This window comes from Clostridium sp. J1101437_171009_A5, from assembly GCF_015547905.1.
Taxonomy (GTDB): domain Bacteria; phylum Bacillota; class Clostridia; order Oscillospirales; family Oscillospiraceae; genus Pseudoflavonifractor_A; species Pseudoflavonifractor_A gallinarum.
Genome location: NZ_JADMVY010000009.1, coordinates 73728 through 93370 on the forward strand (window position 1 = coordinate 73728; position 19643 = coordinate 93370).

At 62.4% G+C, this 19643-nt stretch carries 18 protein-coding genes; 14 read left to right on the forward strand and 4 right to left on the reverse strand.

The annotated features are described in order from the left end of the window. Positions 1-36: 36 nt before the first annotated feature. A complete protein-coding gene (locus I2C21_RS17820; protein WP_195279415.1) occupies positions 37-957 on the reverse strand; it encodes a CPBP family intramembrane glutamic endopeptidase in 921 nt (306 codons plus the stop codon). Between the two features lie 198 nt (positions 958-1155). Between I2C21_RS17820 and I2C21_RS12440 the strand changes: the two genes are divergently transcribed. The 4 genes from I2C21_RS12440 to I2C21_RS12455 all read left to right on the forward strand — a co-directional run bounded on the left by I2C21_RS12440 (position 1156) and on the right by I2C21_RS12455 (position 5159). Further along, positions 1156-1806, forward strand: coding sequence for a MerR family transcriptional regulator (locus I2C21_RS12440; RefSeq protein WP_101691187.1), 651 nt, complete (start codon positions 1156-1158; stop codon positions 1804-1806). Next, positions 1787-2107: a YbjQ family protein gene (locus I2C21_RS12445; RefSeq protein WP_101691186.1), complete on the forward strand. Its 321-nt coding sequence runs from the start codon at positions 1787-1789 to the stop codon at positions 2105-2107. Before I2C21_RS12440 ends, I2C21_RS12445 begins: the two co-directional genes overlap by 20 nt. 107 nt (positions 2108-2214) lie before the next feature. Then, a complete protein-coding gene (locus I2C21_RS12450; protein ID WP_195279416.1) occupies positions 2215-3144 on the forward strand; it encodes a stalk domain-containing protein in 930 nt (309 codons plus the stop codon). A gap of 101 nt (positions 3145-3245) precedes the next feature. After that, positions 3246-5159 (forward strand): S41 family peptidase, encoded by a 1914-nt coding sequence (locus I2C21_RS12455; RefSeq protein ID WP_186963302.1) that lies wholly within the window; start codon positions 3246-3248, stop codon positions 5157-5159. Between the two features lie 85 nt (positions 5160-5244). Here I2C21_RS12455 and rd read toward each other — a convergent pair whose 3' ends face one another. After that, positions 5245-5403, reverse strand: coding sequence for a rubredoxin (gene rd / locus I2C21_RS12460; protein WP_101691183.1), 159 nt, complete (start codon positions 5401-5403; stop codon positions 5245-5247). Positions 5404-5428: 25 nt separating this feature from the next. Beyond that, positions 5429-6613, reverse strand: coding sequence for an FprA family A-type flavoprotein (locus tag I2C21_RS12465; protein WP_195279417.1), 1185 nt, complete (start codon positions 6611-6613; stop codon positions 5429-5431). Between the two features lie 293 nt (positions 6614-6906). Here I2C21_RS12465 and I2C21_RS12470 point away from each other — a divergent pair, with 293 nt between their 5' ends. The 10 genes from I2C21_RS12470 (at position 6907) to rpiB (ending at position 19145) form a co-directional block, all read left to right on the forward strand. Next, entirely contained in the window at positions 6907-8040 is a 1134-nt protein-coding gene (locus I2C21_RS12470; RefSeq protein ID WP_195279418.1) for a cysteine desulfurase family protein, read from the forward strand. Positions 8041-8124: 84 nt separating this feature from the next. Beyond that, positions 8125-9507 (forward strand): MATE family efflux transporter, encoded by a 1383-nt coding sequence (locus I2C21_RS12475; RefSeq protein WP_195279419.1) that lies wholly within the window; start codon positions 8125-8127, stop codon positions 9505-9507. A gap of 33 nt (positions 9508-9540) precedes the next feature. Then, positions 9541-10311: an MBL fold metallo-hydrolase gene (locus I2C21_RS12480; RefSeq protein ID WP_195279420.1), complete on the forward strand. Its 771-nt coding sequence runs from the start codon at positions 9541-9543 to the stop codon at positions 10309-10311. Positions 10312-10487: 176 nt separating this feature from the next. Next, the gene (gene hrcA / locus I2C21_RS12485; RefSeq protein WP_101691178.1) at positions 10488-11546 is read left to right on the forward strand and encodes a heat-inducible transcriptional repressor HrcA; all 1059 of its coding nucleotides are present in this window, start codon (positions 10488-10490) and stop codon (positions 11544-11546) included. 15 nt (positions 11547-11561) lie between these two features. Continuing rightward, on the forward strand, positions 11562-12119 hold the full coding sequence (gene grpE, locus I2C21_RS12490; protein WP_101691177.1) for a nucleotide exchange factor GrpE: 558 nt from the start codon (positions 11562-11564) through the stop codon (positions 12117-12119). A 149-nt stretch (positions 12120-12268) separates the two neighbouring features. Beyond that, a complete protein-coding gene (gene dnaK / locus I2C21_RS12495) occupies positions 12269-14128 on the forward strand; it encodes a molecular chaperone DnaK (protein ID WP_101691176.1) in 1860 nt (619 codons plus the stop codon). 482 nt (positions 14129-14610) lie between these two features. Next, positions 14611-15783 (forward strand): molecular chaperone DnaJ, encoded by a 1173-nt coding sequence (gene dnaJ / locus I2C21_RS12500; protein WP_101691175.1) that lies wholly within the window; start codon positions 14611-14613, stop codon positions 15781-15783. Positions 15784-15866: 83 nt separating this feature from the next. Beyond that, positions 15867-17846 carry a phospholipid carrier-dependent glycosyltransferase gene (locus tag I2C21_RS12505; protein WP_195279421.1) on the forward strand — a complete coding sequence of 660 codons (1980 nt, stop codon included), beginning with the start codon at positions 15867-15869 and terminating at the stop codon, positions 17844-17846. An 18-nt stretch (positions 17847-17864) separates the two neighbouring features. Beyond that, positions 17865-18659 (forward strand): histidinol-phosphatase HisJ family protein, encoded by a 795-nt coding sequence (locus I2C21_RS12510; protein WP_195279422.1) that lies wholly within the window; start codon positions 17865-17867, stop codon positions 18657-18659. 48 nt (positions 18660-18707) lie between these two features. After that, positions 18708-19145, forward strand: coding sequence for a ribose 5-phosphate isomerase B (rpiB, locus tag I2C21_RS12515; RefSeq protein WP_193537126.1), 438 nt, complete (start codon positions 18708-18710; stop codon positions 19143-19145). A gap of 69 nt (positions 19146-19214) precedes the next feature. Here rpiB and I2C21_RS12520 read toward each other — a convergent pair whose 3' ends face one another. Further along, complete coding sequence (locus tag I2C21_RS12520; protein WP_195279423.1) at positions 19215-19550, reverse strand: hypothetical protein; 336 nt, start codon at positions 19548-19550, stop codon at positions 19215-19217. Positions 19551-19643: the final 93 nt, after the last annotated feature.

Genomic DNA, 19643 nt, shown 5'->3' on the forward strand with positions numbered 1-19643 from the left:
ATCAAAGGTCTGGCCGCATTGCGGCCAGACCTTTCGTTATGCAATCAGATAGAAGAGGCAGGACAGGACGGTCCAGACGCTGAAGGCCAGCATGCCGGGACTGCGCAGCAGCCTTCCCCACCCCGCGCTCCCCATGGTCCGGACCAGCTGCCCCAGTTCGCCCCGCCGGGCAATCAGCCGCCATACCCCGATGCCCACCAAAAGCCAGGTCCCTGCATAGACCGGAGCCTCGATGCCCAGCCGCTCTGCCAGGGGAAATACGCCGCTGGAGAGCAGGTTGATCCCCGCGTGGAGGAGGATACACTGCCACAGGCGCCCGGTGTGCACGGCCACCCAACCCAGTACGACCCCCACCGCACAGGCATAGGGCATCTGAAAGAGATTCCCATGCACCATGCCGAAGAGCAGCGCCGACGCGGCCACTGCAAAGCCGTCTCCGTACCGGCGCAGCCGCTCCAGGATCAGCCCCCGAAACATCAGCTCCTCAAAGATGGGCGCCAGAACGCCGGTCAGCAGCAGGCTCAGGGGAAGCGGATAGGAGAGGATGCTCTCCACCGGGTCCGTCCCCCACCATCCGGTCACGGTGCCCAGCAGTCCCCGGAGGATCGCCCCCACCGCGCTCCCGCCATAGAGCACCGCCAGCGCGATGCAGTAGGTCTCCCCCAGCCTTCCGGGTGAGAGGACCTCCCCCTGCCGCTCCGGGTCATCCCCGCCCCGTCCCAGCACACAGACAAACACCGGGAAGGACACACCATAGGAGCTGCATACCGACAGCAGCCACTGAAAGAGCGGGTCCCGGGCCAGCCAGGGCAGCCACACTCTGGCTGCCAGCAGCACACCGGCCTGGACCAGAATGCCGGTGAGCAGATAGGCCAGCAGCGCCCAGCCGATCCGGGAGAGGGCTCGATCCTCCCCCTGGGAAGGCGAATACACCCGATGTAAGGTTGGCTTATGCACAAAAACCCTCCTCCGACGGGTATCCTGGCCTGCGCAGATCGGCGCACGGTCCGCCCCATCCTGAGATTTGCCTCATTATAGCAGGCTTTCCGCCCGGAGACAAGCTTCCGTTCTCCGGGCGCTTCTTTCCAGGAAAAAACACTTGACCTTCTACCCGGTGTATGGTGTATCATACGCTCATCAGAGGAGGGATCGGACATGAAGATCAATGAAGTGGAGGAGCGGGTGGGCATCACCAAGCGCAACATCCGCTTCTATGAAAAGGAGGGACTGCTCACCCCCCAGCGCAACAGCGACAACGGCTACCGGGATTACGGCGAGGAGGAGGTAGAGGTCCTGCGCAAGATCAAGCTCCTGCGCAAGCTGGATGTTCCTCTGGAGGAGATCCGCCGGCTCCAGCACGGCTCTCTGACGCTGGACGACGTGCTCCGCCGCCATGTGATCCAGCTGCGGCGGGAGGAGCACAACCTCGCCACCATGGGTGCGCTCTGCCAGCGTCTGGCCGACGCCCAGGCCCAGCTTGCCACCCTGGACGCCGAGGCCTGGCTTGCCGAAATGGAGCAGATGGAACAGGAGGGGACCCGTTTTATGAACATCCGGAAAAACGACACCCGCATCCGCTACGTGGGTCCGGTGGCCGCCGCTCTGGTCTTTATCCTGCTGATGGCCGGGGTCATGGCGCTGATCGTCTGGGGCTTTACCATCAGCCCGGAGGAGGCCCCTCCCCTGTGGCTCATCGTGATCCTGGCCGCCATCCCCATGGTATTTATCATTGGCGTACTGCTGGCACTGTTCCAGCGCATCCAACAAATCAAAGGAGGAGAAGAAGATGCTGCTTCTCAATATTGATTACATCCCCGGCAAAAAGATCCAGGCCCTGGGCCTGGTCAAGGGCTCGGTCGTCCAGTCCAAAAACTTCGGCAAGGACTTTATGGCCGGGATGAAGACCCTGGTGGGCGGCGAGATCGAGAGCTACACCCAGCTGCTCAATGAGGCCCGCCAGATCGCCACCAAGCGCATGGTAGACGAGGCCGAGCGGATGGAGGCCGACGCCGTCATCAACATCCGCTATGCCAGCTCCTCCCTCATGCAGAGTGCCGCGGAGCTCACCTCCTACGGCACCGCCGTGCGCATCGTGGGCGAGGAGTGAGGGAGGTCCTCCATCTTTTTCCCAAAAAATCTCCGTCTGGGCGGAACCTTTCCGGCGCTCCTTCCGTCTAAAGCACATCATCCCAAGTAAGGAAAGGAGCCATTTCTATGAAAACTCTCGTCTGTGCCGCGCTGAGCTGCGCGCTGCTGCTCACCCCCGCCCTGGCCGCCGAGCCGGAAAGCGGCGTTTCTTCCCAGGCCCCTACCGGGACCGCCTCCTATCAGCTGCCCGAGCAGCTGGGCTGGATCTACCGCTGGGGGACCGCCTCTGAGCTCTCCGGAGACTCTGTGCTCCTCCACGCCGGCGGCGAGACCGAGCAGGACATCCTCTATCACATCTCCGACCAGACGGTCATCCTCAATGCGGTCACCGGCGAGCCCATGACCGCCGATCAGCTCCGGGATGGGGAATCTCTCTACATCTACTCCACCCCGGTCATGACGCTGAGTGAGCCCGCCCAGGCGGGCGCCACCCTGATCCTGGCCTCCATCCCCGCCGACTACGGAGTGCCCATGGCCCGCCGCGTGACCTCGGTCACCCGGGACGGCGATTCGGTCTCCATCGGCACGGAGGATCTGGTCTATCACCTCTCGGATGAGACCAAGGTCTCCGGCCTCTCTCTGGACGAGCTGATCCCCGGCGACTATGTGGTGGGCTGGTACGACATGGTAGCCGAGTCCTACCCCGCCCAGACCACCCCCGAGACCCTGATTCTTCTGGACGGCGGCAATGCCGGCTGGATCCACGCCGATCTCCAGTCGGTCTCCCTCAACGGAGCGGAGCTGGAGCTCTCCGAGCAGGAACTGCCTCAGCTCCAGGAGGGCAAGCTCATGCTCCCCGTCCGCGCAGTGGCTGAAGAGCTGGGCTGCACCGTCTCCTGGGACGCCCAGTCCCCGGACCAGGTGACCGTCAGCCAGGACGGACAGACCCTCTACACCCTCGCCCTGGACGGCGAGGAGGCCTATGCCGCCTCCGGCGTCTCCTTTGCCCCGGTGGAGCAGATTCTGGGCGTGCACAACCTGTACTTTGTCCCCTGAGTTCCAAATATAGGTAAGCTGTAAAAAATGGGAATGAGGCATTGTCCTCATTCCCATTTTGTTGTAAAATAGCGTTAACATAATCAAGGAGGCCCTTTTTGATGAATCGACGCCGCTGCGCCCGTATCCTGTCGGGTATGTTTCTCGCTTCCCTGCTGGCGCTCCCCGCACAAGCTCTCACCCTGGAGCAGGCCCGCACCCTGCTCACAGACGCCTATATTGACCCCGTACCCCAGGAGGTATTGGACCAGACCTCCATCTCCGCCATGCTGGAACAGCTGGGGGACCCCTATACCCAGTATTTTACGGCAGAAGAATACCAGGCCTTTCTCTCCTCCATGGAGGATGCCAGTCTGGTGGGGATCGGCGTGGTCTCCATCGCCGGCACCGACGGAATGACCATCACCTCCGTGCTGGAGGGCTCTCCCGCCCAGGCCGCCGGGCTGCGGGAGGGTGACCGGATCGTGGCGGTGGACGGCCGCTCCACTCTGGGCGTGGATGCCGCACAGGTGTCCTCCTGGATCCAGGGAGAGGCCGGCACTCAGGTCACGGTCACCTACCAGCGCGGAGAGGAGAAGCACACGGTCACCCTGACGCGTGCCGCCATCACGGTCCCCACCACCACCTCCCGCCTGGTGGAGGGACGTGTGGGCTATCTGGAGTGCACCACCTTTGGTACAGACACCTATCCCCACATCCAGGAGGGGATCTCCGCCTACCAGGATGAGGCCAGGGTCTGGGTCATGGACCTGCGGGGCAACGGGGGCGGATTGACCTCGGCGGCCTCCCAGGCGGTCAGCGCCTTTACCGACGCGCAGAATACGGGCTATCTGCGGGATGGCTCCGGCTCTTACGGCGCATTCTCTTCGTCTCTATCCCCCCTCACCGACAAAGCGGTCATCGTCCTCTCCGACGGATATACCGCCAGTTCCTCCGAGCTCTTCTCGGCCTGCATCCGGGACCTGAATGCCGGGATCGTGGTGGGTGGCCGCACCTTTGGAAAGGGTGTGGCACAGACCCTCTTTGACCAGAGCGTCTATCCTGACTACTTCCCGGACGGGGACGCCATGAAGATCACCACCAACCGCTACTTCTCCCCTGCCGGAGCCACCACCGACACCGTCGGGATCATCCCCCACCTGCTGGTAGACCCCGACCTGGCCGACGAGGTGGCCATCCTCCTCTCCGCCGCCCCGCCCGACGGCGACACCGCCGGATATTACCGGCTGGATCTGGGCTGGCGCTGGTACATCGACGGGGAGCAGGCCTCCAGTCCGGCCTACCGGGACGCCTTTGCCCAGCTGCTCTCGGCCATCCCCCCCACAGTGGACCTGTGGCAGGGGACCGGCGGCTCCAACGGCTGGACCTGTGTCTCCCCGGAAGAGGCCGCTCAGACCTACGGCCTGACCTACCTGGACCGCTCCTTCTCCGACACGTCGGCCAGCCCCTATGCCGAGTCCATCGACCTGCTGGCCTCTTATCAGATCCTCTCCGGCACCGGGGACGGGACCTTCCATCCGGAGGACTCTCTGACCCGGGCAGAGCTTGCCACCATGCTGGCCGCGGCCCTCAACTGCAATATGCCCTCCAGCCCCGCCGTCTTTTCCGACGTGTCCATGGACAGCTGGTATGGTCCCTCGGTCTATGCTCTGGAGCAGCTGGGTCTTCTCTCCGGCGACGGAAAGGGGAAGTTCCACCCCGATGACCCGGTGACCCATGAGCAGCTCTTCTCCATTCTCGCCCGCCTGGCCGAGAATCTCAGCCTCAATTTCTACGAGGCCTCCAAGGGCATACCGGAGGACACCATGGACAGCGCCGCCCTCCGCGCCTACGCCCCCTGGGCCCGGGAGAGCGTGTGGCTCCTGACCAACGGACATCAGAATCTCTTTGGACAGCCCCTCTCTCTCTTGTGGGACAGCCCCGAACAGATCGCTCCTCAGGACGCCGCCACCCGGGAGGAGACGGCCTCACTGCTCTGCCAGGTACTCATCTATACCGGCGTGCTCCCGGTGTGATCCCCTCGGGCACGCAGAACCGATTTCTATGCAGAAAGCCCCGGAACCAGATGGTTCCGGGGCTTTGCAGTGTTTCAGGTTGGAATTACGCCTTCTCAAAGACGTCCTTGCCCAGACCGCAGACCGGGCAAACCCAGTCCTCGGGCAGAGCCTCAAAGGGGGTGCCGGGAGCGATGCCGTTGTCGGGATCGCCCACCGCGGGGTCATACTCATAGCCGCAGGGGCCGCAGACATACTTATCCATGGTTTCTAATCTCCTTTTTTATGGTTTATTTCAACAGGGCCGCCACGGAGCGGGCATAGTCCTTCATCGCGTCCAGATCGGACTGTGTCGGCGTGAAGAGCACACGGAAGGCCTCCGCCGGGGTGGCAAACTTGAGCTGTCCCAGGCGGGTCTGAAGCATACCGGGTGCCTCGCCGCTCCAGCCGTAGGCGCCAAAAGCGCCGGCCGCGCGGCCCTTGGTGTTGATGGCGTCGATGGAGCCCAGCACATCCCATACCGCCTTGGGCGCGTCCCGGTTGATGGTGGCAGAACCCACCAGAACCACATCGGCCTCGTTGGCGATGGCGGCGCAGGCGTCCAGACTCTCCATGGTGACATCGTGCTGTACGGTGCGGATGCCCATCTCCTCCAGCGCCTCGGCAGCGGCCTGGGCCAGCGCCCGGGTGCATCCATAGGCGGAAGCGTAGATGATGGCAGCCGTCTTCCCCTCCTTGGGGACCGGCGTGCTCCACTGGCGGTAGAGCGCCTTGCACTCCTCCAGCGTCTCGGTCAGCACGGGGCCGTGGCTGGTGCAGGCCATCTCCGCCTCGGCGGGCAGCTTGCTGAGACCAGCCTGGACATAGGAGGCAAAGGGTCCGAAGATGCACTGATAATAGAAGTGACGCTCCCCGGCATAGGCCGCCTTGTCATGGATCTTGCTGTCCAGCATGGTGGGCTCACAGAAATGGGCGCCCAGAAAATCACAGGTAAATACCACCTTGTCCGCCGGGTCCCAGGTAAACATGGAATCGGCCCAGTGGAGCATGGGGGCCGGAATGAATTCCAGCGTCTTTCCGCCCAGATCCAGGGTGTCCCCCGCCTTGACCACCTGCACCGGGAAGGTGCGGTTGGTGATGTCCTCCAGATGCTTCTTTCCGGCCGCGGTGCAGAAGATCTTCAGGTCGGGGCAGCGCTCCAGCAGCTTGGACACGCTGCCAGAGTGGTCCGGCTCGTTGTGATTCATAATGAGGTAGTCCACCCGCTCCAGCGGGACCACCTGTTCAATGTTCTCCACATATTCCTCAAAATAGTCGGTATGTACCGTTTCAATGAGGACATTTTTCTCTCCGGTCAGGAGATAGGCATTGTAAGAAGTCCCGTACTTGGACTCCATCACAATATCAAAGACGCGCAGCGATGGATTCAACACACCCACCGACCAGACGCCCTCTTTCAACGCAATGGCGCTCATTTTCATACCTTCTTTCTAGGTTATCGACTTCAGTATAGGACCCTTTTTATATACTGTCAAGTCTGATCCCTTGCTTGGGCCTGCCAGACTATTGATTCTTCTCCATTCCTTTCCCTGTCACAATACACAAAAGAGCCTCTCCGACCCCGGTTTTCATCTGCTAACCACTTCTCTTTTCTCTTAAGGAATCTGCAAAATGCTCCTTCCTTGACTTTCCGCACAGCGGGCGATACAATATTTTCATTCTGTGTCATGTGATTTTTTGCGATCCAACAAGGGGGAAATAAGGTTCTATGTTCGTCTATCTGGACCACGCCGCTACCACTCCCGTCTGCGCGGAGGCCGCGCAGGCCGCTCTGGAGGAGATGACCGCCGCATTCGGCAATCCTTCCGCACGCCACGCCTTCGGCCAGCAGGCCGCCCAGCGGCTGGAGGAACGCCGGGCCGTTGTGGCTGAGGCCCTGGGCTGCACGCCGGAGGAGGTCTTTTTCACCTCCTGCGGCACCGAGGGGGACAACTGGGCCATCCAGGCCGCGGTGGAGCATGGGCGGCGGCGGGGCCGTCATATCATTACCACCGCCATTGAGCACTCCGCTGTGCTGGAGCCCATCAAGGCCCTGGAGGGCAAGGGCTGGTCGGTGACCCGTCTCAAGCCAGACCGGCAGGGCCGGATCTCGCCGGAGGACCTGCGCGCCGCCCTGCGGGAGGACACGGTGCTGGTCTCCATGATGCTGGTCAACAACGAGCTGGGCACCCTTCAGCCGGTGGCGGAATGTGCCCGCATCGTCAAGGCGTATGCGCCGGAGATCCTCTTCCACACCGACGCGGTGCAGGGTTTTCTGAAAGTTCCCTTTACCGTGAAGGAGCTGGGTGTGGACCTGCTCACCGTGAGCGGCCACAAGATCCGCGCTCCCAAGGGCATCGGCGTCCAATATATCCGGAGCGGGCTCAAGCTCTCTCCCCTGCTGCGGGGCGGCGGACAGGAGCGCGGACTGCGCCCCGGTACCGAGCCCACCGCCCAGATCGCAGCCCTTTCGGCCGCCTGCCGGCTCTGGATGGACCACGGGGCGGAATACCGTGCCCATATGGAGTCCCTCAAGGCCTATGCGCTGGAGCAGCTCCCGGCCCGTGTGGAGGGGCTGGAGATCGTCACACCCGGGGACGCCCCCCATATCTGTTCCGTCTCTCTGCCCGGCTATCCCAGTGAGATGCTGGTGCGGGCGCTGAGCGACCAGGGGATCTATGTCTCCTCCGGGTCCGCCTGTCACAAGGGAAAGCCCAGCCATGTCTTTGCCGCCCTGGGCCTGCCCAAGCGCACCGCCATGGGGGTGCTGCGCATCTCCTTCGGTCCCACCAGCACCCGGGACGAGGTGGACGCCCTGGCCGACGCCCTCTCTGCCATCCGGTCCAGCCGTGTGGGGGCCTGATCGCGTGTCTGTTTCTCTTCCATATTTTACACTTCATCAGAAAGGCGCCGGCGGAGCGAGGTATCGCCGGCTTGGTCACATCATATGTTCTCTTATCTGAATCGGGGGCGGGCTTTCTACCAGAATCTGCTCTTTCTGGCCCTGCCCATCCTGTTCCAGAATCTCATCACCACATCCCTGGGCATGATCGACACCTTTATGGTGGGCAGCCTCGGCGAGGCTCCCCTGGCCGCCGTGGCCCAGGCCAATATCCTGGTCTTCATCATTCAGCTGATCATCTTCGGGCTGCAGAGCGGCTCCTCCGTACTCATCAGCCAGTACTGGGGCAAGGGCGATACCGACGCCATCAACCGGGTCATGGGCGTGGGCTTCTATCTGGCCGGCGCCATCTCCGCCCTCTTCGCCGCCTCCCTCTTTTTCTTCCCCTATCAGATCATCGGCCTGCTCACCGACAACCAGGAGCTCATTCCCCTGGCCGTGGGCTATGCCCGCATCGTGGGCTTCTCCTATCTGTTCAACAGCATCACCGGCGTCTATACCGGCGCCCACCGCAGCATGGAGAATCCCAAGTTGGGCCTGTGCATCTACGCCGCCTCCATGTGCACCAACACCTTCCTGAACTGGGTGCTCATCTTCGGCAACCTGGGGGCGCCCCGGCTGGAGGTGGAGGGCGCCGCCATCGCCACCCTCACCTCCCGCATTGTGGAATTCGTCATCATGGTGGTCTATGCCAAGTGCAACCGCCGCTTCCGCCTCAAGCCCGCCGTGCTCTTCCGCCCGGACCGGGCGCTGGTGCAGAAGTTTTTCCGCTATGCCACCCCCGTGGTGGTCAATGAGATGCTGTGGGGTCTGGGCACCTCCATGTATAAGGTCATCATGGGACATATGGAGGGGAGCACCCAGATCCTGGCCGCCCGGGCCATCTCGGGCAACATCGAGGATATCTGCATCGTGGCCGTGCTGGCCATTGCCAACACCACCGCCATCATCATCGGCCGGGAGATCGGCGCGGGCCGCCGCTCCACGGTCTATGAGCTGGCCGCCGCGCTGGACACCATCTCCTTCCTCTGCGGCGCCGTGATCGGCACCCTCCTGGTGATCTCGGCCCACACCTGGCTGCCGGTGGTGGTCTATCCCCTCTTCCACCTCACCCCGGTCTCGTCGGAGATCGCTACCATCATCCTCACCTTCATCGGCTGCCTGATGCCCCTGCGCTCCTTTGATACCACCAACACTGTGGGCGTCCTCCGGGGCGGCGGAGACATCCGGGTGGCCGCCATCATCGACGTGTCTGCCATGTGGCTGGTGGCCATTCCTCTGGCCGCCTTCTTCGCCCTGGTACTCCGCTGGAACATTGTCTGGGTCTATGTGGCCGTGACGGTGGAGCAGCTGGTCAAGTCCACGCTGGGCATTCTCCGCTTCCGGTCCCACGCCTGGATCAACGACATCACCCGCGCCGGTGCCTGAGCGCCGCCCTCTTCCCCGGAAAGGAGCATCTGTATGCTGCGGCTCACCGTTCTCATCGAAAATTCCGCGCCCGACCACCTGATTGCCGAGCACGGCCTCTCCCTGCACCTGGACTACGAGGGCCACTCCTATCTTCTGGACAGCGGCACCTCCGGCCTGTTTGTGCGCAACGCGGACCGGCTGGGCATCGACCTGAGCCGGGTGGAGCGGGCTGCCCTCTCCCACGGCCACGACGATCACGCCGGCGGGTTCTCCGCCTTCTTCCGGCGCAACCAACAGGCCCCGGTACTGGCCCGCCCCGCCGCGGTCCAGGCCTATCAGGAGGACACCGCCGATCCTTCCCGCCGCCCGGCCGGTGTGGACCCGGATCTCTTTACCAAATGGGCTGGGCGCTTTGATCTGGCCGACGGCCCCCGGCTTCTGGCCCCCGGGCTCCACCTGATCCCCGACGCGGTCTCCCACGAGCAGTCCCTGGTGGCCGAGACCGCCCACGGGCTGGTGGTGATGAACTCCTGCTGCCACGCCGGAGCCGCCCACATCGTCCATGAGGTGCGCGCCCTCTTTCCCACCCAGAAGGTCCACGCCATCGTGGGGGGATTCCACCTGGTGGGCAAGACCGGGATGGGCTCCCTGGGCGTAGAGCCTGAACAGGTGCGCCTCCTCTCCCGCCGGCTGGCCGAGGAGCTGGAGGTGGAGCAGATCTGTACCGGTCACTGCACCGGCCATCCGGCCTTTGACCTGATGGCCCAACAGGAACCCGGATGCCTCATACCGCTCCATACCGGGACCTGTCTCTCCTTTTAAAAGAGCCCAGTTTTTTTAGCAGACTCTCCCGCCTTATGCAAGTCATAAGGCGGGATTTTCGTTCACATTTAATTTACATCCCCCCTATTGACAATTGCTGGTGAGGGTGGTACATTATCTTTAGCACTCAGGTACAAAGAGTGCTAAACCAATCCGCCGCAAAGGAAGTGATGCGCATGGATCTGAGCGAACGAAAAAAGCGGATTCTCCGTGCCATCATTGAAAGCTATATCTCCACCGCCGAGCCGGTGGGCTCCAAGGCCATTGCCGACTCCCTGGACCGTTCGGTCTCTTCGGCCACCATCCGCAATGAGATGGCTGATCTGGAGTCCATGGGCCTGCTGGAAAAGCCCCACACCTCGGCCGGACGGATCCCCTCTCCCCAGGGGTACCGGTTCTACGTCAATGAGCTGATGGAAGAGCACCAGCTCTCCGTGCAGGAGACCGAGCGCATCAACCGCGCCCTGCGTCTCAAAATGCAGGAGCTGGATCGCGTCATTTCCGAGGCCGGACGGGTGGTCTCCCGTCTCACCAATTATCCCGCCTTTGCCCTCTCATCCGGGTTTGAGCGGGTGACCATCCGGCGCTTTGACCTGTTGATGGTGGAGCGAAACGCCTTCATTATTGTGGTCATGACCGACAACAATCTGGTGCGCAACAAGCTGGTGCAGCTGCCCTCCGATCTGACCGAGGCGCAGCTCCAGATGCTCAACACCCTGCTCAACACCACCTTTACCAATCTGACGCTGGAGGAGATCACGCCCGAACTCATGCGGGTGGCACAGCATGCCGCCGGTGATGCCTATGGCCTGATCAGTCTGGTGGTCTCCTTCGCCATGGAGGTGCTGGAGGGTCTGGAGCACCGTCGGGTCCACACCGCGGGTCTGGCCCATCTGCTGGAGCTTCCGGAGTATCAGAATCTGGAACGGGCCCAGCCCCTGATGAGCTATCTCTCCGAGGACCAGGACGCCGCCCGCTTCCCCATTCCCAAGGATGGCCCCATGAAGATCCTCATTGGTCCGGAAAATGTGGCCGACGCGCTGAAGGATACCAGCGTGGTCATGGCCAGCTACGACATTGGGGACGGCATGCGGGGCATCATCGGAGTCGTTGGCCCCACACGGATGGATTACGCAAAGATCACCGCCCGCCTGTCCTATTTTGCGGAGGGTCTCACCCGGCTGTTTGGCCAGGGAGAACTTCCCACCGGGGACGGACGCAACGATGAAACATAATAGGAGGGAACCTCTTTGAGTAAGAAAGAGAACGAGCAGGCCGTGGAACAGGCCGAGCAGATGGAGCCGGAGACCGTGACCGAAGAGGTCACGGAGGGCGCCGCCCCTGAGACGGACACCCCCGATCCTCTGCTCTCGGAGCTGGAGGCGCTCAAGGATACCCTGGCCCAGAAGGAGGATCAGTACCTCCGCCTGGCCGCCGAGTATGACAACTACCGCCGGCGCTCCCAGAAGGAAAAAACCGACGCCTACCAGAGCGCCAAGTCGGACGCCGTGCTGGCTTTTCTCCCGGTGTACGACAACCTGGAGCGGGCCCTCAAGCAGGAGACCGCCGACGAGGCCTATAAAAAGGGCGTGGAGATGACCATGAATGGTCTCAAGGAGGTCCTCTCCAAGCTGGGCGTCGAGGAGATCCCCGCGCTGGGCCAGACCTTTGACCCCAACCTTCACAACGCCGTGATGCATGTGGAGGACGAAAACGCCGGAGAAAATACCGTCGTGGAGGTCTTTCAGGCCGGCTTCCAGTCCGGTGACAAGGTCATCCGGTTTGCCATGGTAAAGGTGGCAAACTAAGAAGAAGCGCGGAGGGCCCGGAGCAGGCACACAGCAGCGAGCAGTGTGCCGTCCGCGCAGGGCCCGCAGCGTGACGACAAGCGCGGAGGGTTCATATCCCATTTTCACTTTGTTTAAAATAAATTTCGATATATTGGAGGAAATACATTATGTCCAAGATCATTGGTATTGACTTAGGTACGACGAACAGCTGCGTAGCGGTTATGGAGGGCGGCGAGGCCGTCGTCATCCCCAACGCGGAAGGTAACCGCACCACCCCCTCTGTGGTGGCCTTCTCCAAGGACGGCGAGCGCATGGTAGGCCAGGTGGCCAAGCGCCAGGCCATCACCAACCCCGACCGCACCGTTATCTCCATCAAGCGCGAGATGGGCAGCGATTATAAGGTGAACATCGACGGCAAGGCCTACACTCCCCAGGAGATCAGCGCCATGATCCTTCAGAAGCTGAAGGCGGACGCCGAGGCCTATCTGGGCCAGCCTGTTACCGAGGCCGTCATCACCGTCCCCGCCTACTTCACCGACGCTCAGCGCCAGGCCACCAAGGACGCCGGCAAGATCGCCGGTCTGGATGTCAAGCGCATCATCAACGAGCCCACCGCCGCCGCTGTGGCCTACGGTGTGGATAAGGAGCAGGCCCAGAAGGTCATGGTCTACGACCTGGGCGGCGGCACCTTCGATGTGTCCATCCTGGACATCGACGACGGCGTCATCGAGGTTCTGGCCACTGCCGGTAACAACCGCCTGGGCGGCGACGACTTCGATAAGTGCGTCATGGACTGGATGGCCGCCGAGTTCAAGAAGGACACCGGCATCGACCTGACCGGCGACAAGGTCGCCATGCAGCGCCTGAAGGAGGCCGCTGAGAAGGCCAAGATCGAGCTCTCCGGCGTCACCTCCACCAGCATCAACCTGCCCTATATCACCGCGGACGCCACCGGTCCCAAGCATCTGGACCTGACCCTGACCCGCGCTAAGTTCGACCAGCTCACCGCCCACCTGGTGGAGGCCACCATGGGCCCCGTGCGCCAGGCCATGAGCGACGCCGGTCTCTCCTCCAGCGATCTGCATAAGGTCCTGCTGGTGGGCGGCTCCAGCCGTATCCCCGCCGTGCAGGAGGCCGTGAAGAAGATCACCGGCAATGAGGGCTTCAAGGGCATCAACCCCGACGAGTGCGTGGCCATGGGCGCCGCGCTCCAGGGCGGCGTCTTCACCGGCGACGTCAAGGGCCTGCTGCTGCTGGACGTCACCCCCCTGTCCCTGGGCATTGAGACCATGGGCGGCGTGATGACCAAGCTCATCGAGCGCAACACCACTATCCCCGTGAAGAAGAGCCAGGTCTTCACCACCGCCGCCGACAACCAGACCTCCGTGGAGGTCCACGTGCTCCAGGGCGAGCGCGAGATGGCGCAGTACAACAAGACTCTGGGCCGCTTCAACCTGGACGGCATCGCTCCCGCCCGCCGCGGCGTGCCTCAGATCGAGGTCACTTTCGACATCGACGCCAACGGCATCGTCAACGTCTCCGCTAAGGACCTGGGCACCGGCAAGGAGCAGCACATCACCATCACCTCCTCCACCAACATGTCCAAGGAGGACATCGACAAGGCCGTCAAGGAGGCCGAGCAGTTCGCCGCTGAGGACGCCAAGCGCAAGGAAGAGGTGGACGTCCGCAACCAGGGCGACCAGGTGGTCTACCAGACCGAGAAGGCTCTGGACGAGATGAAGGATAAGATCGACGCTGCCGACAAGGCCAGCGTGGAGGCTGCCATCAACAAGCTGAAGGAGGCCCTGAAGGGCAGCGACGTGGAGGCCATCAAGGCCGCTACCGAGGAGGCCAACAAGGCGTTCTATCCTGTGGCTGAGAAGATGTATCAGCAGGCCAATCCCCAGGGCGGTCAGCCCGGAGCCGACGGCTGCAACTGCGGCAGCGGCGACTGCGGCGGCAGCTGCGGCACCGACCCCAACGTGGTGGACGCCGACTACACCGTCGTGGACGACGATAAGAAGTAAGAAACAGAAGCGCTCCGGGGCCGAAGCAGGCGCACAGCAAACCGCGCAGCCAAAAAAGCAGTTTGGCCGCAGGCCAAAGGTGTTTTTTGCGCAGCGGTGTGCAGTGTGCCGTGGCGCAGGCCCATCGGAGCGTGACATAGAAGCGCACCGGGGCCGGAGCAGGACAGCAGCGAAGTCCGCAGCCCGGAAAACAGGCCGGGCGCAGACCGGCGGCATTTCCGGCGGAGGGCTGAGCAGCTGGCCGCGGCGCAGGCCCATCGGGGCGTGACACAGAAGCGCTCCGGAGCCGGAGCAGGCGCACAGCAAACCGCCTCCGGCGATTCAAAGAAACATCAGCTCTGTGGTGGGACGGGTGAATTTCATCCGTCCCACTCGGGGCGTTTTGGCGGGCGTACCAGATACGTCCCTGCAACGGGAAATGCAGCGTAGGGGCGCGCTTTGCGCCCGCCGTTCCATACTCCCTCAATTTAAGAGGTGATCATATGCCTGAACAGAAACGAGATTTTTACGAGGTCCTGGGGGTCAGCAAGAGCGCCAGCGACGATGAGCTGAAAAAGGCCTACCGCAAGCTGGCCAAGCAGTACCACCCCGACCTCAACCCCGGCGATAAGGAGGCCGAGGCCAAGTTCAAGGAGGTCAACGAGGCCTACGAGGTCCTCTCCGACAAGGAGAAACGTGCCCGTTACGACCAGTTCGGCCACGCCGGTGTTGACCCCAACTATAACCCCGGCGGCGGTTTCGGCGGATTCGGCGGCGCCGATTTCGGCGACATCGACCTGGGTGATATTTTCGGCTCCTTCTTCGGAGGCGGATTCGGCGGCGGCTTTGGCGGGGGCGGCGGTGCCCGGCGCAACGGCCCCATGAAGGGCGATACCCTCCGTGCTTCCGTCACCATCACCTTTGAAGAGGCCGCCTTTGGCTGTGAGAAGGAGATCAGCCTGACCCGCAGCGAGCAGTGCGACGTGTGTAAGGGCACCGGCTGTGCCCCCGGCACGACGGCCGAGATCTGCCCCGACTGTCACGGTTCGGGTACCATCCGCATCCAGCGGGGCGGCGGCGCGTTCTCCTTTGCCACCACCACCAGCTGCCCCAAGTGCGGCGGCACCGGCAAGCTTATCCATACCCCCTGTAAGACCTGTAACGGCGCCGGCTCGGTTCGGAAGAACCGGAAGATCACCGTCAAGATCCCCGCCGGCATCGACAACGGTCAGGCCATCTCCCTGCGGGGACAGGGCGGCGCGGGCAAGAACGGCGGTCCGGCCGGCGATCTGATCATCAGCATCACCGTGCGTCCCCATCCCCAGTTCAAGCGGGACGGCATGAATGTCTACCTGGATCAGAAGGTCTCCTTCCTCCAGGCCACCCTGGGCGCGGAGCTGGAGATCCCCACCATCGACGGAAAGGTCAAGTGGAACCTGCCCGAGGGCACCCAGCCGGGCGCCACGTTCCGCCTCAAGGGCAAGGGCATCCCCTCCGTCAACGGACGGGGCCGGGGCGACCAGTACGTCACCGTCTCGGTGGATGTCCCCCGCGGGCTCACCCACGAGCAGAAGGAGGCCCTGCGCCACTTCGGCCGCGCCATGGGCGAGCTGCCCGACGCGGAGGAGGAAGAGGGGCTCAAAGGATTCTTTGACAAAATGAAGAAAAAGAAATAAAATAAGGGATGGACATTGTCCATCCCTTTTTTTGTTATCTGACCTTATGCTATTTCTTGAATCCAACTTCCGGGAGGTCTTTCATGGATATCCTGCTCCAGGCCATCCGGCCTACGCTGATTTTTCCCATCCTTCTGCTCGCCGCCCTCTTTCTCCTGTTTGGCTCTTACTGGCGCTGGATCCTCTCTCCCCATAACCTGCATGACCGGATCCGCCGTCAAACCGGAGAGGTCCTCCCCTCCCCCGCCAAACCCCGCTTTTCCTTTGCGGGACGCTGTCACCCACTGGAGCGGCGGGACGGCCTGCTCATCCTGCTCCTGACGCTGGTCTATGCCGCCACCGCCTTTTTTCAGCTGGGCTCCTTTACCAATCCCCAGTCTTTTCACAATTTTACCGAGACACAGACGGTGGAGGTGGAATTCTCCCAACCCTTCCAGCTCACCCGGCTGATGTATTATCCGGGTCTCGGCACCGGAGACTACAATGTGGAGATCTCCGCCGATGGCTCCCACTGGTCCACCCTCTGGGCACGGGAGAACGAGGAGGGGACCGTCACCGGCTACTACTGGGCCGACGCGGAGGGCTACGAGCCCAGCTATGCCATGCCCCAGCACTACGCCGACCTCTTCAAGTGGCTTGAAATCACGCCCGAGAATACGCTGGAGGTCCGCTTCCTGCGCATCACCGCCAAATCCACCAAGAGCCCCATCGAACTGGGGGAGCTGGCTCTCTATGACACTTCGGGAAATCTGGTGTGCCCCGACCAGCCGGGGGAGGCCTCCGCCCTCTTTGACGAGGGAGACACCGTCCCGGAATCCCCCTCCTGGTATAACTCCACCTACTTTGACGAGATCTACCACGCCCGCACCGCCTATGAGCACATCCGTGGGATCTACCCCTATGAGATCTCCCATCCCCCGCTGGGCAAGCTCATCCTAGGCATCGGTATCCGCCTCTTCGGTATGACTCCCTTTGGCTGGCGCTTTATGGGCACGCTCTTCGGTGTGCTCATGCTTCCTCTGCTCTATGCCTTCCTCAAAAATCTCTTTGGGAAGACGCCGGTGGCCTTCTGCGGGACGGCCCTCTTTGCCTTTGATTTCATGCATCTCACCCAGACCCGCATCGCCACCATCGACACCTATGGGGTGTTCTTCATCCTGGCCATGTACTACTTCATGTACCGGTATCTCACCCTCCCGGCGGGCACCCCGTTCCGGAAGGGCGCGCCCTGGCTGTTCCTCTCCGGCCTCTTCTGGGGGATCGGCGCGGCCAGCAAGTGGACCGTCATCTATGGCGGCGTGGGACTGGCTCTGCTCTATTTCCTGGGCCTGTGGTTCAAGCTGCGGGACTGGCCCAAAGTGGAGGCGGGGGAAACTCCCCCGGTATTCCGGAATCTCTGGCTGATCCAGACGCTGGCCTTTTCTGTGCTGTGCTTCGTGGTGATCCCCGCCTGCATCTATACCCTCTCCTACTGGCCCTACGCCGCCGCCAAAGGGGATACCAGCCTGGGCAACCTCATCCATGAGATGTGGAAAAATCAGGAGTATATGCTCACCTACCACCAGGGCGTCCACGACACCCACCCCTACTCCTCCCGCTGGTATCAGTGGATCGTGGACGGACGGCCCATCCTCTACTATCTGGACTACACCTCCGTACCGGGGAGCAAGTCGGCCTTTGCCGCCTTCTCCAACCCGGTGGTCTGCTGGGGCGGACTGCTGGCCGTTGTGAGCCTCATCGTCCACTGCATCCGGCGCAGCTGCGGGAAGGCCCTGTTCATCGTGGTGGCCTACTTCTCCCATCTGGCCCCCTGGTTCTTCATTGGACGGACCACCTTCGAGTATCACTACTTCCCCTCCATCCTCTTCCTCTGCTTTGCCCTGGCCTATGTGTACAACGATCTCTTTGAGATGGGTCTGCCCTGGATGCGCAAAAGCGTCTATGCCCTGACCGGGACCGCGGTGGCCCTGTATGCCGCCTTCTACCCGGTGCTCATCGGTCTGATGGTCCCCCGGTGGTATACCTCAAACCTTCTCCAGTGGCTTCCCTCCTGGCCAATCTGACAAATTGGAGCGTGCTGTATGTATTTCATCGACTATCACACCCACACCAGACTCTCCCCCGACGGGCATGTGCCCCTGGCTGAAATGGCCCGGGCGGCCGAGAAGGCCGGACTCTCCGAGCTGTGCGTCACCGACCACTATGACCGCATTCTGGAGCACGGCGGCTTCGCCCCCGATTATGACTGGTCCCCTGCCCTGGAGCAGTTCCGGACGACGGCGCCCGCCTTTGAGGGGAGACTCCAGCTCCGGTTTGGCATCGAGTACGGCAGTGCCCCCTTCGATCCCGACTATGCCCGGCGCATGCTTGCCCTGCCCGAGCTGGACTTTGTGATCGGCTCGCTCCACAATCTCTCTCCCGAGCTGGGCGGAGAGGACTTCTTCTACTTCTCCTATGACTCGGAGGAGACCTGCCGCCGGGTACTGGACGACTATTTCGCCTCCATGCTCCGCCTGGTGGAGCTGCCGGAGACCTATGATATCCTGGGACACATCATCTATCCCCTGCGCTACATGCCCCAGGAAATCTCCCTGACGCCCTGGTGGGACAGCATCGACACCGTGCTGCGCCGGGTGGTAGAGACCGGACGCGGCATTGAGCTGAACACCTATTGCGGCAAGACCGTGGAGCCCTGGCGCCCCATTCTGGAGCGCTATCGCGCCCTGGGTGGTGAGCTCATCACTGTGGGCTCCGATGCCCACTTCCCCGAGCGGGTGGGCCTGGGCATCCCTGCCGCCTACGACCTGCTGAAGGACACCGGATTCCGCTATGTGACCACCTACCACCGTCACAATCCCGTTCCCAAGCCGCTGTAAGGGCGGATCTGGATAGATGGACTGAATTGATTTGAGGAGGATATGAACATGAAAGTTTCTCTGGGCTGCGACCACGGCGGATTTGCCATGAAGGAGCATGTGAAGGGCTGGCTGGAGTCCCACGGCTACGAGGTGCAGGACTGCGGCTGCTACTCCACCGAGAGTGTGGATTACCCGGTCTACGGCCGGGCCGCCGCTGAGGCGGTGGCCTCCGGCGCCTGTGAGCGGGGCATTGTGGTGTGCACCACCGGTATCGGCATCTCCATTGCCGCCAACAAGGTCAAGGGCATCCGCTGCGCCCTGTGCTCCGAGCCCCTCTCCGCCGAGATGACCCGCCGTCACAACAACGCCAACATGCTGGCCATGGGCGGCGGCATGATCGGGGCCAACATGGCCGACCGCATCGTGGAGACCTTCCTGACCACCGAGTTCGAGGGCGGCCGCCATGAGCGCCGGGTCAACCTGATCTCCGACATCGAGGGCTGAGCGGGATCATCTCTCCCCTGAGACAACAAAAAAGCAGACACGCACCGGTTTTGTGCGTGTCTGCTTTTTTCATTCCTGCTCTTCCGCCGCCTGGGCCGCCTGTTTGCGCTCCAGCGCCGCCGCGCGCATCTCCAGGGTCTCCTCCAGCGTGCGGGGCGGCCGGGCGTTGATCTGTTCCGCCCACGCGATGCCCCAGGCCCGCAGCTCTTCCAGCCCCTGGGCGGTCATGGGGAAATACCGCTTCTCCTCCACCGTGCTGAAGGCATAGCCCCAGGGGCCCTCCCACACCTCGGCGGCCAGATTCTCCTCCTCAGGCGTCACCTGATAGCGCATCCGGCCGGCGCTGGCCGTCCAGAAATTCTCATTTTGAAAATGGGATAAAACCGGCAGAAAAAATGCTTCCATGTGTTGCGTTCTCCTCGTCTTGACAAATCTCTCGGTGTTATTATAGCACACCGCGCCCACCCTGAACAGGTACGCTTCGGGAATCTGCACACT